Source organism: Nocardia higoensis NBRC 100133, from assembly GCF_000308595.1.
In the GTDB taxonomy this organism is placed as follows: domain Bacteria; phylum Actinomycetota; class Actinomycetes; order Mycobacteriales; family Mycobacteriaceae; genus Nocardia; species Nocardia higoensis.
Genome location: NZ_BAGA01000058.1, coordinates 45015 through 58085 on the forward strand (window position 1 = coordinate 45015; position 13071 = coordinate 58085).

The window sequence follows — 13071 nt, forward strand, 5'->3', positions numbered from 1 at the left end:
TGTCTTTCGGCGAGCGGTCGCAGTGGCCTGCGCGCGATGCGTGCGGTGGTCGCCCGCGATGCGAGCAGGCGGGCGGGATCAGCGGTTGCGGCCGTAGCGATCGGCCAAGCGGGCCTCGGTGGTCTGCCGGGCGGCCCGAGCCGGTGGCTCGGCGGGCGTCGATTCCGCCGACGATCCCGACGCCGAAGCTCCGGACGCCGAAGATCCGGTCGTCACCGAGCCGGGCGTCGACGATTCGGCGGTAGCCGGCTCGGCCGAGGACCCGGGGGACGCGGGCTCCGTCGCCACGGGTTCGCTCGGCGTGGCTGTCGGGGCCGCATCCTTGGTCCTGCGGCGCTCACGGATCTCGGCGTAGATGAAATACCCGAGTCCGAGCGGGGCCATGATGCCGAAGGCCAGCCATTGCAGGCCGTAGGACAGGTAGGGACCGGCGTCGAGCTGGGGGAGCGGGGTGGGGCGGAAGGCGCCCGGCTGATCCTCCGACAGTTGCAGATAGCCGCCGCGATCGCTCACGGGCAGCGGCGTGAGGGGCAGGTCCATGACCGCGCCCGCCTGGGCGACGTCGATGGAGTAGACCTGCCGGTAGCCGTCCTCGGTCAGCGGGAACCGGTCCGGGCTGACACCCTCGGAGTTGCGCACCCTGGCCTCGAGACGCTGTGGGCCGGACGGCGGCTCCTCGACCCGCGGCGCGCGGGAGCCGTCGACACCGGCGACGAGTCCCCGGTCGACCAGCAGCGCGCGGCCGTCGTCGAGCCGGAATGCGGCGAGCACCGCGTAGCCGGGCGCGCCGTCGAGGTGGCGCAGCCGCACCAGCACCGTCGAGCCCGGCACGTAAGCACCGGAGGCGGTGACGCGCCGCCATTCGGCCCTGCTGTCGGCGGGGGCGTCGAGCACGTCGGTCACCGGGACGGGATCGGCGCGCACCGACTCGGCGATCAGGTCGTTGCGTTCGCCGGTCGTGGTGTTCTTGTGCAGCTGCCAAGGGGCGAGCACGGTGAAGCACAGGTAGGCGAAGGCGACCACGACGACCGCCAGGATCACCCAGCTCGGTCGCAGCAGGAAGGTCAGCTTGCGCATCAGGGCCGCCCGCCGATGCCGGGCTCGCCGAGTGCGGCTCGCGTCCAGTCCAGCAGACCGGGAATGGCGGCTTCGATCTGGTCGCGGACGAGTTCGAACGCGGCCTCGTCGTCGTAGTAGGGATCGGGGACATCCGTCCCGTCGGCGGCCGGGTCGAAGCTGCGCAGCAGCCGCCTGCGTTCGGCGGGTACCCCGAGCCGGGCCAGTTCCCGCTCGTGGCCGGTGTCCATGGCGATCAGCAGATCGGCGTCCCGGTGCTCGTCGCCGACGACGGCAGCCACGTGCCCGATCGGGTATCCGTATCGGTCCAGGGTGGCGGTGGTGCGGTGGTCGGCGTCGCGCCCGACGTGCCAGGACCGGATGCCCGCGCTGCTGACCCGGACCCGGTCGGCGAGCCCGGCCAGGTCGAGATGGTGGACGAACATCTTCTCCGCCATCGGCGAACGACAGATGTTGCCCGTACAGACGAACGAAATGTGCAGCTCACCCACACCTGCCATTCTGGCCGTCGCCCGGCCGGGCCCGCCACGTAGGGTGTTCGGTCGTGCCCTCCGACACAGTCGATCACGCGTTGCTGCGCCACCACGGCGACGTCGACGCGCGGCCAGGGATGCTCGATTTCGCGGTGAACGTGCAGGGCAGCGCCCCGCCGGCGTGGTTGCGCGCGCGCCTGGCCGCCCGGCTCGACGACCTCGGCCGCTATCCGAGCGCCGCCGATCACGACGCCGCCCGTACCGCCGTCGCCACCCGCCACGGCCGCCTCGCCGACGAGGTGCTGCTGCTGTCCGGCGCCGCCGAAGGCTTCGCGCTGCTGCCCCGGCTGGCCCCGCGCCTGGCCGCGCTGGTGCACCCGTCGTTCACCGAACCGGAGCTGGCCTTGCGGGAAGCGGGAGTCCCGGTCACCCGCGTCGTCCTCGATCGGCCCTACACCCTCGATCCCGCCGCCGTGCCCGAGGACGCCGACCTCGTCGTGCTCGGCAACCCCACCAACCCCACCTCGGTCCTGCACCCCGCCGAAACCATCCGCGCGTTGCGCCGCCCCGGCCGGGTCGTCGTGGTCGACGAGGCCTTCATGGACGCCATCCCCGGCGAACCCGAGTCGCTGGCGAGCACGGCGGGCCCGGACATCCTGGTGCTGCGCAGCCTCACCAAGACCTGGGCGCTGGCCGGTCTGCGCTGCGGTTACTTCCTCGGCGACCCCGCCCTGCTCGGCCGCCTCGCCCACGGCCGCCCACACTGGCCGCTGGGGACCCTGCAACTCGAAGCGATCATCGCGACCGCGTCACCGGACGCTCTCGCCGAGTCGGAGTCGTGCGCCCGTGCGCTCGACGGCCGGCGCGCAGCGATGGCCGAACGGCTCACCGACCTCCGCATCGACGTGCACCTCCCCGCCCAGGCGCCTTTCCTGTTGCTGCGCGTACCGGACGGCGAGATGGTCAGGCACCGGCTGGCCGAGCGGGGAATCGCGGTCCGGCGGGCCGACACGTTCCCCGGTCTCGGTCCCGAGCATCTTCGGGTCGCCGTGCGCGGGGAGCACGAAGTGGGCCGGTTGATCGCCGAATTGCGCGCCGCCGTGACTCCGGCCGATCACAGCCCGGCTCGAATCTGACCGCAGACTTCCGGTAGCCGCGTTCTCAGCCGGCTCGGAAGAAGGCGGAGTACCAGATCCGGGTGACCACGTCGGCTGCCTGGTCGATCGGCAGGATCTTGTCCTGCATCTTGTCCTGGGCGTACCAGACGTAGGCCGACTGCTCGACCATGCACGCCACGGCCTCGACCATCAGCGCGACGGGCAGTCCGTCGACCTCCTCGATACCGCATTTCATCCGCAGCACCGTGCTGAAGCGGTCGATGTGCCGGTTGCGCATCTGCCACCAGATGTCGTGGAACCTGGCCTCCACGCTGGCGGCTTCGACCAGGGTGCGCATGATGTCGCGATTCTCGTAGTAGTGCTGCAGGTAGCCGGTGTTTGCTTCCAGCAGCGCCTGATAGGCGTCGTCCTCGAGACGGTGGACGGTGTTGCCGCTGGCCGCGAACAGTTCGTCATGGGTATCGGCGATCAGTGCGGCGAACAGGTCTTCTTTGTCCCCGAAGTACCGGTACAGGCCGCCGAGCGACATATCGGCTTCGGTGGCCACCGCGCTCATCGTCGTCCAGTGGAGTGGTGAGCAGGACATCGCGGACGACCTGCCCGCGCTGTACCGCCTCACCGGCGACCTGCATCCGGTCCACATCGACCCGGAGGTGGCCGCCGGATACGGATTCGACCGGCCGATCCTGCACGGCCTGTGCACGCTCGGCATCGCCGCACGGATGCTGTCCGCCGCGGCGGGCGCACAGCCGTGGGAACTGAGCGAACTGCGGGCACGGTTCGCCACCCCCGTGTTCCCCGGCTCGACCCTCACTGTGTCGGCTCAGGCCGGCGGCGAGGGCGGTTTCGATTTCGGCGCGCATATCGGCGACGCCGCGGTGCTCTCCGGCGGATTCGTCCGCTACTGACCGAAGGAATTTCGCATGACCACAGCCACCGTCTCGACCTTCGGGACCAAGCAGCAGAAGCGCGCCTTCCTGGCGAGCCTCGTCGGCACGACCGTCGAGTGGTTCGACTTCTTCATCTACGCCACCGCGGCGACCCTGGTGTTCTCGACAGTGTTCTTCCCCGATCTGGGTGCGAACGTCGGAATGCTCGCGTCCTTCGCCACGCTGGGCGTGGCCTTCCTCGCCCGGCCGGTCGGCGCCTTCGTGTTCGGCCACCTCGGTGACCGGCTCGGCAGGCGCACGACGCTGATCACGACGCTGACCGTGATGGGCACGGCCACCGGCCTGATCGGTCTGCTGCCCACCTGGGAACAGGTCGGTATCTGGGCGCCGATCATGCTGACCACGCTCCGGTTCCTGCAGGGCGTCGCCGTCGGCGGCGAATGGGGCGGCGCCGTGCTCATGAGTGTGGAGAACGCCCCCAAGGCGCGGGTGCGGCTCTACGGCTCGGCTCCACAGATCGCCAGCCCGCTCGCGCTGATCCTGGCCACCCTGGTGATGTACTTCGTCGCACGGATGCCGGAAGACCAGCTGATGTCCTGGGGTTGGCGTATCCCGTTCATCGCGGGCTTCGTGCTGGTGGTCATCGGCATGATCATCCGCCTCGGGGTCGAGGAGTCCAGCGAGTTCACCGAGGTGAAGAAGGTCGGCGCGGTGAAGGAGAACCCGATCGCCACCGTCTTCAAGAAGATGCCGGGCAAGCTGGCCGTCGGCATCGGCCTGCAGGCGAGCGTCATCGTGCTGTTCTACCTGATCACCACGTACATGCTCAGCATGGCGACCAAGATCCACGGCCTCACCAAGAGCGACACCCTGCTGATCCTGCTGATCGCCGCGGTCGTCGACTTCATGGCCATGGTCGTCGTCGCGTTCATCTGCGACCGGATCTCGGCCTGGAAGGTCTTCGTGGCAGGCGTCGTGTTCACCGCGGCCTTCGCCTTCCCGCTGTTCGCGCTGTTCGACACGGGCAACATGGCGCTGATGACCGTCGCGTTCACCGTCGGCCTGGTGCTCGGCCACGCGACCACCTACGCCGTGGTGTCCAGCATGACCGCCGAGCTGTTCCCCACCGCGGTCCGCTACAGCGGCGTCGCGTTGACCAGCGCCTTCGTCGGTGTCATCTGGGCATCCCCGACACCGTTGCTCGCGGCGGCGCTGGTGCCGACCGACGGCTCCGAGCACTGGTGGCCGCTGGCCGCGATGCTCGCCGGCTCGGCGGTGATCTCCTTCGTCGCCGCACTCGCCGCACGCCGTCTGTTCGGATCCGCGGATCAGGAGGCCGGCGCCGAGCAGGAACTGCCGGCCGAACAGGCCAGGGCCGTCCTCGCGGATCCGCTCCCACAGGTCGCCACCGTCGCCGGGGACGTGCGGTGACGCCGTCGGCCGACCCTCGGACGCCGAACTCGCGGCGGCGTCCCCAGCCTCACCCGTACATCAGGAGAAACCGATGACACTCAGCAAGGAGCAGCAGGAGTTCGCCTCCTCTGTCCGTGAGTTCTGCCGCCGCGAGGTGGGCACCAGGGAACAGCGTGACAAGCTCACCGACAACGGCAGCGAGTTGCACAGCCTGGAACTGAACCGCCGCGTCGCGGAACTCGGCTGGGCCGCGATCGACGTCCCGGAGGATTACGGCGGCGCGGGCGGCAACCATGTGGACCTGTGCGTGCTGCTCGAAGAACTCTCCCGCGGCATGGCGCCGTTGCCCTGGCTGGGCACCACCCTGATCACCGCCGCGATCTACCGCCGGTTCGCCGACGAGGAGTTGAAGAAGGCCGTGCTCGGCCGGGTCGCCGAAGGCGCCGCGCTGGCCATCTCGATGTCGGAACCGGGCGCGGGCTCGGACGTGGCCGCACTGACCTGCCGCGCCGAGCGCACCGACGACGGATGGGTGATCAACGGGCAGAAGACCTGGTGCACCAATGCGCATCTCGCCGACAGCATCCTGCTGGTGGCCCGCACCGAGCGCGGTGCGAAGAAGCATCAGGGCCTGACCATGTTCCACGTGCCCACGGACGTGGCGGGTCTGTCGATCAAGAGCATCGACACCATGAACGGCAAGGAGGTCAACGATCTCTACTTCACCGACTGCGAGCTGCCCGCCGACGCGGTGATCGGCGAGGTCGGGCAGGGTTGGCGGCAGCTGATGGCCGGCCTGACCACCGAACGCCTGATCCTCGCCGCGCAGGCGCTGGGCACCGCGCAGCGCGCCTTCGACGACTGCCTCGCCTTCGTCACCGAGCGGACCCAGTTCGGTCAGCCCGTCGGCTCCTTCCAGGCCATCCGCCACCGCATGGCCGACCTGGCCACCGACATCGAATGCACCCGTCTGCTGGTGTACAGCGTCGCGAATCAGGCCGACGATCCCGCGCAAGGCGGCAATCTCTCCCGCGCCTCGTCCATGGCCAAGCTCAAGGCCACCGAGGTCGCCAAGGCGATGGCCGTCGAGGGTATGCAGATGATGGGCGGCTACGGCTACTCCACCGAGTTCGACATGGTGAGCCATGTCCGGACCGCCCTTGGTGCCACCATCTTCGGCGGCACCAACGAAATCCAGCGCGAGATCATCGGAAAGTCCTACGGGCTCTGAGCTCGCCCGGTGAGACCGGATCACCACCCGACGGCCAATCATCCGTCGGGTGGTGATCTCGTCTCCGGCCGGGGACTCGTTCGCGCCGGGGAGGGCCTCGCCTCGCCACAAGGGTGGCCGGTGGCGGACGAGGACATCGGCGGCGGCATGATGGAGCGGTTCGCGCCGGCGCGAACCGCTCGCGGGCGAGGGAGCAACGCACAGAAGGAGGCCGAGGGTGGCGAAACTGGCGGATCTCATCGAAGCGCTCGACGCCGCTTACCCGCCGGGGCTCGCCGAGTCGTGGGATTCCGTCGGACTGGTGTGCGGCGATCCCGGCGACGACATCACACGCGTGCTCTTCGCCGTCGACGCCACCGCCGAGGTGGTCACCGAGGCCATCGACTGGCGGGCTCAGGCGCTGGTCGTGCACCACCCGCTACTGCTGCGCGGCGTCGACACCGTCGCCGCCGACACCCCCAAAGGCGCCCTGCTGCACCGGCTCATCCGCTCCGGCTGTGCCCTGTTCACCGCACACACCAATGCCGACTCCGCCGACCCCGGTGTCTCCGACGCGCTCGCCGCCGCCGTCGGTCTCACCGTCACCGGCCCGCTGGAATCCAAACCGGCGGGCGCCGTGGACAAATGGACCGTCCAGGTGCCGCGCGCGCACACCGCCGCCGTGCTCGAAGCGATGTTCGCGGCGGGGGCAGGGGGCTCCGGCGCCTATCGCGACTGTGCCGTGCGGGTCGACTCGGAAGGACAGTTCCGGCCGATGCCGGGCGCGAATCCGGCGATCGGCAGCATCGGTGAACTCGAGGTCGTCGCCGAGGACCGTATCGAGGTCGTCGCCGCGCCCGGCGCCCGCGCGGCGGTGCTCGCGGCCCTGCGCGCCGCGCACCCGTACGAGGTGCCCGCCTACCACGTCACCGAGCGCGCCGCCGTGCCGACGAGTCTGGGGCTCGGCCGCGTCGGTGTGCTGCCCGAGCCGATGACATTGCGCGAGTTCACCGCTCGCGTCGCGCGAGGCTTGCCGCCGACCGTCTGGGGGGTGCGCGCGGCCGGCGACCCGGATCGGATGATCGAGCGTGTCGCGGTGTGCGGCGGCGCGGGCGACTCGTTCCTCGGCGCGGTCACCCGGCTGGGGGTGGACGCCTACCTCACCGCCGACCTGCGCCACCATCCCGCCGACGAGCACCTCCGCAAGAACGGCCCAGCACTGCTCGACGCCGCGCACTGGGCCACCGAATATCCCTGGTGCGCCCAGGCGGAAAACGTGGTGCGCGCGGCCCTTCCGGATCTGGAGACCAGGGTGTCGACCCTGCGCACCGACCCGTGGACGGTGTCCGCGCATCCTGATCGCCCCTGATCGCCGCTGCCGCAGCGGATTCGAGCGGCGTGTCCCTCCCGGACGCGCGGGCCGAGGTGAGGTTCGCCGCGATGCGATAGCCGGAAACGGGTACAACTACCGCATGAACTTCCCGGTGGACTTCGGGGTCGCGCAGATCGGTTTGATCCTGTTGCTCCTCGTCGGTGTGGCTTTGTTGATCTCGGCAGTGCTGAAGGTGCGCAAGATCGGATTGCGCGTATTGATCAGTCGTGGCGCGAGCGGTCTGGCGATGTTGCTGACGGCGGTGATCGCGCTGTGGATAGCCACGCTGTTGCAGACCTACATCGGGCTCACCGGGGAGATCAAGGCCGCGCACGCGGTGGTGAAAAAGGTGGACGGCCAGGATCATCAGCTCGAGGTCGAGCTCACCCTCTACGGCGACGAGAACACCGAGGAACGCCGCGAGACCTTCCAGGTGCAGGGCGATATGTGGGTGCTGCAGGCCAATATCGTCGAACTGGAACCGTGGGTGAACGCGCTCGGCTTCCACTCCGGCTACAAGGTGACCCGCCTGTACGGCCAGCGACTCGACGGCGTCGCCACCACTCAGAACCACATCTTCCTCGACGGCGAGGACCGCGACTTCTTCGAGGACATGCGTGACGGCAGCTGGTACACCGAGCCTTTCGTGCGCTCGGCGTACGGCAACGCCGTCATCGCCACGCCCGGCGAATACGACGTCTACATCTCCCGCGACGCCATCAAGACCCGCGCCGCGGGCGAGTGACCCGGGCTCACCAGGCGTGTGAGCGCGTCCGGAGGGCCTCGATTCGGTGCTGGAGCTGGCGCACGAGTTCGTCGACCGGCGCCGGACTGATCGAGAACGCGTCGGCGTCGTGGTTGACCAGCAGATAGCGACCGTCGTCGGGATAGTCCATCCAGATGAACGCGTGCCCGTCGTTGGTGGGCCGCGCGTCGATCGCGATCCCCGGATGCACGGAGATCTCGCCGGTGCCGGCCCGCGGTCTGTGGACGAACCGGGCCAGCTCCTCCTCCGGCGCGAGCCGGTTCGGATGGCGCGCGTACACCGGCCGATCGAGATCGGACCGGCGCGCGGAGAAGGGCGCGTGCCTGCCGCCCGCACAGCGCGGCAGCCGGGCCGCGATCTCGGTGGCGACCGTGTGCGAGTAGCACATGGTCAGCACGACATCGCGCCCGTGTTCCCGCGTCGGTCCCGGATGCTGCACGGCGACGGTGGCGACCTGTCCGGAGATCCCCGCGTGGATCCGCACCACCTGATCGGCCCGCGGCCCGTGGAAACCGTGTACCTCCACCCGCACCTCCGGCTCGAGCAGCACCGTCAGCGCGCGATGCAGCCGCTCGTCGAAGATCCGCTGCAACCCTTCCGCGGTCCGCGCGCGCAGCCGTTCGTAGTCGTCGCGATGCTCCACCCGGGGGTGCCGGTAACTCAGCGGATACGGCAGCCTGTCGCGCCCCATCACCTCCAGCGCGATGCGGAAGGCGAGACCGTCGAGCTGCCAACGTAGTTCACTCATCCGCCGATGACCCCGCCCGGCGGGAGCACGCGCGGCTGTTCGCCGAGCAGTTCGGTGGTGCGGTCCTGGACCAGATAATCGGGAATCTTGTGCTCGCTCTCGTCGTCCTTGCCCGAGCCGCGCCCGGCGCCCATGCCGCCCATACCCGGCATGCCGGCGCGCCCGGTGCCCGAGCCGGTGCGGGAGCCGCCGGTCCCCGCCCCGGTGGTCTGGGACGTGCTGCCGCCGCCGGGAAGGCTGGCCCCGGGGCTCGGCGTCGACACGGGGGAACTCGGCGAGCCCGAGCCGGGTGAGCCCGAACCGGGCGAACCGAGGCTCGGCCTGCTGCTCGGATCGTTGAGCCCGCTCGGCTGGCTCCCGGCGGGCACCGTGCTCGCCGGATTCGTCCCGGCGGGATCGGTGCCCGGATCGTCGGCCGAGGGGTCGTCCGTCGACCACGGGTTCTCGGTCGACGAGGAATCCTCGCTCTGGTCGTTTCCGGGCGAGGACGGATCATCGGTGCCGGACGGATCGTCGGTGCCCGACGGATCACCGGACCCGGGCTTGTCCGGATCGCCGGTCGAACCCGTACCGGGTGAGAAATTGTCACCGCCCCCCGGGTCCCAGCTCCCACCGGGCCCATCCGGGCCCGAATTCGGATTGCTCACCGGACTCTTCGGCTCCGGCAGGATCGGCGTCTGGCTGTCGACGTCGGTGGCGCCCGCCTGATAGACCTTCATGACCTCCTGCGCCCGCGCCTCCGCCTCGTTCGCGCGATGCTTGCCGAGTTTCAGCACCCCGTTGCCGGGGATGTGGCTGAGGAATTCGTCGATCGTATCGACCTCCTCGGGGGGCGGGACGGACAGTTTCGCCTGATCCAGATAGCCCTGGATCAGGTCGATGCCGTTGGCCACCTGCTGGAAACTCACTGCCAGCGTCTGGAATTCGTCGGCATACGACTGGCTCGCCGTCATCGCCGAATTCGCCGCTCTACCGCTCCAGTACTTGTCGATGTCGTCGGTGATGCCCTTCTTGAACGCGGCGATGGCATCCTCGGCCTGGATCTTCAACCGTCGCCAGCCGTCGGCTCCCGCGTTGATGTCGGCCTGTTCGACGCCTTTGGTGGCCCCCGAACCGTTCAAGGCGTCGTAGATCTCCTGATGCGACCAGGTGTCGAATGCCTCAGGAGTGGTGATCGCGGCCGGAGCGGGATTGTAGTAGAGGCCCGAGAGCTGGTCGTATTCGTTCCGAATGTGCTGTCGATCGCCCTTCCACGTGTTCTCCGCGTTGTCCTGAAGCGACTGATCCCGCCTGTCGTTGGCGTTCGACGTCCGGTGACCGTTGATCCCCGCCAGTCCGACCAGTGCGGCAGCCCACTGCAATACCATCAGCCGACCCCCTCGGTTCGTGTATCCATCCGACTTGCCGCCGCTCGATCGGTGGCTTCGAGTTGTCCGATCGCGGCGGCGTAGGCGTCACGCATCGGCGTGCCGATTTCGATGTGCTGTTCCAGTCGGGTCACGGCCGGATCGTTGCTGTCGTGCGGGCCGCCGCCGACTGCTCTGCGCGGTTCACCGGCGATCACATGCCCTTCGGCCTGCTTCCACCGGCTGAGTCGGGTTTCGATCCCGTCCGTCATGCCTTGCTGCCTTCCCCCGGTCCATTTCTGCCGCTCTCGACGCCACGACCACCTCGGCAGGTACGGGTCGAGGGCCGTCGCGTAACTATATGACGCACCCGCTTGCGATTCGGTTCCGCTGTTTCCGCGGGGTCTGTGCGGGTTCGGCGGGGCGCGGGCGGTGGCAGGGGTAGGCTCGACCCTTGCCCGCCGGCCCTCGGCCGGCGCCCATCCGTCCACAGTGTGCAGGAGTCTGTCCGCGTTGAATGTCGAACCACCGATCCAGGCCAAGCTGCTCCAGCTCGCGGCTGTCGATGCCGAGCTGACGCGGATCGCGCACCGGCGCACGGTGCTGCCCGAGCAGCAGGAGGTGGAGCGGCTGGAGGCGCTGCGCAACGAGCACAAGGACGCCGCGGTGAAGGTGGAGATCGTCATCGACGATCTGGACCGCGACATCAAGAAGCTCGAAGGCGAGATCGACGCCGTCCGCAAGCGCGAGGAGCGCGACCGGGGAATGCTGTCCTCGGGGTCGGTGGCGGCCAAGCAGCTGTCGGAGATCCAGCACGAACTCGGCAGCCTGGAGCGCCGCCGCGGCGTGCTCGAGGACGAGTTGCTCGAGGTGATGGAGCGGCGCGAGGCGTCCTCCTCGGATCACGCCCACGCCGGTGCGCAGCTGAGCAAGACCGAGGACGAGCTGGCCGAGGCGCAGCGGATGCGCGAGGAGGCGCTGGCCGATCTGGACGTCGCGCAGAACCGCTGCGAGAACGATCGCGCGGCGTTGCTCGGCGCCTTCCCGGCCGAGCTGCTGGCGATCTACGACCGCCAGCGCGCCCAGCAGGGCGTGGGCGCGGCGCTGTTGCAGGCGCGCCGGTGCGGCGCCTGCCGGATCGAGCTGGATCGCGGCGAGATCGCCCGGATCGCGAAGGCCGCGCCCGAGGCCGTGGTGCGCTGCCCCGAATGCGGTGCTGTCCTGGTGCGCACCAAGGAATCCGGTTTGTGAGGCCATGTCTCACAAGAAGGTGATCGTCGAAGCCGACGGCGGGTCGAGGGGCAACCCCGGCCCGGCCGGCTACGGCGCGGTCGTGTTCGACGCCGACCGGACGGTGCTGGCGGAACGGCGCGAGGGCATCGGTATCGCGACCAACAATGTCGCCGAATACCGGGGGCTGATCGCCGGTCTGGAGGCGGCCGCCGAACTCGGCGCCCGCACCGTGGACGTGCGGATGGACTCCAAGCTGGTGGTCGAGCAGATGTCGGGCCGCTGGAAGGTCAAGCACGCGGCGATGATTCCGCTGGCCGACCGCGCCCGCAGGCTGGTCGCCGGCTTCGACCGGGTCACGTTCACCTGGATCCCGCGTGAGCGCAATAAGCACGCCGACCAGCTGGCGAACGAGGCCATGGACGACGCGACCCTCGTGAGCGAGGTCCGGGCGGCCCGCGCCGACGGACATGCCGCGACCGCTCTCGGCGCGAGCCGCGGTGCGCAGTCCGCTCGCGAACGCTCGGGCGGCGGTGCCGAGCAGAGCGCCCCGCGTCCGGGGGCGGGCGAGGGGTCAGGCAGCGGGATCGCCGACAGCAGCGCGCCTACCGCGGGCAGTGGGAAGGCGGGTGGCACCGAAGCGACGCGACGTCAGGAGGCCGCGCACTCCGCACCCGGCTGGACCGGCGCCCTCGGCCGCCCCACCCGGCTGCTCCTGCTGCGCCACGGCCAGACCGAGCTGTCGGTCCAGCGCCGCTACTCCGGCCGCGGCAACCCGCCGCTGACCGAGCTGGGCCGCGAACAGGCCACGCGGGCGGCGAAGATGCTGGCAGCCAAAGGCGGTGTCGAAGCGGTGATCACCTCGCCGCTGACCCGCGCCGTCCAGACCGCCGAGGCCGCCGCGACGGCGCTCGGCGTGCCGATGCAGACCGACCACGGCCTGATCGAGACCGATTTCGGCGAATGGGAAGGCTTGACCTTCGCCGAGGCGGCCGAGCGTGATCCCGAGCTGCATTCGTCCTGGATGGGCGATCCCTCGCTGCCGCCGCCGGGCGGGGAGAGCTTCGACGCGGTGCGGACCAGAGTGGACGCGGCGCGGCGCGATCTGTGCGCGCTGTACCCGGGACGCAATCTGGTGATCGTCAGCCACGTGACGCCGATCAAGACGCTGCTGCAGCTCGCGCTGGGCGTGGGCCCCTCGCTGCTGTACCGGTTGCACCTGGATCTGGCCTCGCTGTCGATCGCGGAGTTCTACCCCGACGGCGGCGCCTCGGTGCGGCTGGTCAACGACACGTCGTATCTGAGCTGACAGGTCGTATCCGAGCTGAGCCACCGCTCGGTCTCGGTCGGAAGTTTCATGCGATTCGGCTACCGGTCGCGGCCGTCTCGTGACAAGGTGGACGCCATCGTGGTGGGGCGGTTCGTACC

Annotated in this window: 14 protein-coding genes; 8 read left to right on the plus strand and 6 right to left on the minus strand. The window is 69.7% G+C overall.

Annotated elements, in window-relative coordinates:
• Positions 1-78 precede the first annotated feature (78 nt).
• Complete coding sequence (locus ON26_RS07370; RefSeq protein WP_040795238.1) at positions 79-1077, minus strand: SURF1 family cytochrome oxidase biogenesis protein; 999 nt, start codon at positions 1075-1077, stop codon at positions 79-81.
• Entirely contained in the window at positions 1077-1577 is a 501-nt protein-coding gene (locus ON26_RS07375; RefSeq protein ID WP_040795239.1) for a low molecular weight protein-tyrosine-phosphatase, read from the minus strand. The genes ON26_RS07370 and ON26_RS07375 overlap by 1 nt, the downstream gene beginning before the upstream one ends.
• Before the next feature lie 44 nt (positions 1578-1621).
• On the opposite strand from ON26_RS07375, the gene cobC reads away from it, so the two are divergent.
• Positions 1622-2686 (plus strand): Rv2231c family histidinol phosphate aminotransferase CobC, encoded by a 1065-nt coding sequence (gene cobC, locus ON26_RS07380; RefSeq protein WP_051026781.1) that lies wholly within the window; start codon positions 1622-1624, stop codon positions 2684-2686.
• Between the two features lie 25 nt (positions 2687-2711).
• On the opposite strand, the gene ON26_RS07385 is transcribed toward cobC, so the two are convergent.
• Positions 2712-3224, minus strand: coding sequence for a TetR/AcrR family transcriptional regulator (locus tag ON26_RS07385; RefSeq protein WP_245545759.1), 513 nt, complete (start codon positions 3222-3224; stop codon positions 2712-2714).
• Here ON26_RS07385 and ON26_RS32130 point away from each other — a divergent pair.
• The 5 genes from ON26_RS32130 (at position 3208) to ON26_RS07410 (ending at position 8298) form a co-directional block, all read left to right on the plus strand.
• A complete protein-coding gene (locus ON26_RS32130; protein ID WP_169333689.1) occupies positions 3208-3576 on the plus strand; it encodes a MaoC/PaaZ C-terminal domain-containing protein in 369 nt (122 codons plus the stop codon). The genes ON26_RS07385 and ON26_RS32130 overlap by 17 nt on opposite strands.
• Positions 3577-3591: 15 nt before the next feature.
• Positions 3592-4989, plus strand: a complete 1398-nt coding sequence (locus ON26_RS07395) for an MFS transporter (RefSeq protein ID WP_051026784.1) — start codon at positions 3592-3594, stop codon at positions 4987-4989.
• Positions 4990-5062: 73 nt separating this feature from the next.
• On the plus strand, positions 5063-6202 hold the full coding sequence (locus tag ON26_RS07400; RefSeq protein WP_040795240.1) for an acyl-CoA dehydrogenase family protein: 1140 nt from the start codon (positions 5063-5065) through the stop codon (positions 6200-6202).
• Between the two features lie 217 nt (positions 6203-6419).
• Entirely contained in the window at positions 6420-7550 is a 1131-nt protein-coding gene (locus tag ON26_RS07405) for a Nif3-like dinuclear metal center hexameric protein (RefSeq protein WP_040795241.1), read from the plus strand.
• A 103-nt stretch (positions 7551-7653) separates the two neighbouring features.
• Positions 7654-8298: a hypothetical protein gene (locus tag ON26_RS07410; protein ID WP_040795242.1), complete on the plus strand. Its 645-nt coding sequence runs from the start codon at positions 7654-7656 to the stop codon at positions 8296-8298.
• Between the two features lie 7 nt (positions 8299-8305).
• On the opposite strand, the gene ON26_RS07415 is transcribed toward ON26_RS07410, so the two are convergent.
• From ON26_RS07415 to ON26_RS07425, 3 genes are read right to left on the minus strand one after another with little or no spacing between them, the layout of a single operon-like run.
• Positions 8306-9067, minus strand: coding sequence for an ESX secretion-associated protein EspG (locus ON26_RS07415; protein ID WP_040795243.1), 762 nt, complete (start codon positions 9065-9067; stop codon positions 8306-8308).
• Positions 9064-10434: a PPE domain-containing protein gene (locus ON26_RS07420; protein WP_051026785.1), complete on the minus strand. Its 1371-nt coding sequence runs from the start codon at positions 10432-10434 to the stop codon at positions 9064-9066. Before ON26_RS07420 ends, ON26_RS07415 begins: the two co-directional genes overlap by 4 nt.
• Positions 10434-10685 (minus strand): hypothetical protein, encoded by a 252-nt coding sequence (locus ON26_RS07425; protein ID WP_040795244.1) that lies wholly within the window; start codon positions 10683-10685, stop codon positions 10434-10436. Before ON26_RS07425 ends, ON26_RS07420 begins: the two co-directional genes overlap by 1 nt.
• Before the next feature lie 241 nt (positions 10686-10926).
• Between ON26_RS07425 and ON26_RS07430 the strand changes: the two genes are divergently transcribed.
• Positions 10927-11664 (plus strand): zinc ribbon domain-containing protein, encoded by a 738-nt coding sequence (locus ON26_RS07430; RefSeq protein WP_040795245.1) that lies wholly within the window; start codon positions 10927-10929, stop codon positions 11662-11664.
• Between the two features lie 4 nt (positions 11665-11668).
• On the plus strand, positions 11669-12952 hold the full coding sequence (locus ON26_RS07435) for a bifunctional RNase H/acid phosphatase (protein WP_083883852.1): 1284 nt from the start codon (positions 11669-11671) through the stop codon (positions 12950-12952).
• Positions 12953-13071: the final 119 nt, after the last annotated feature.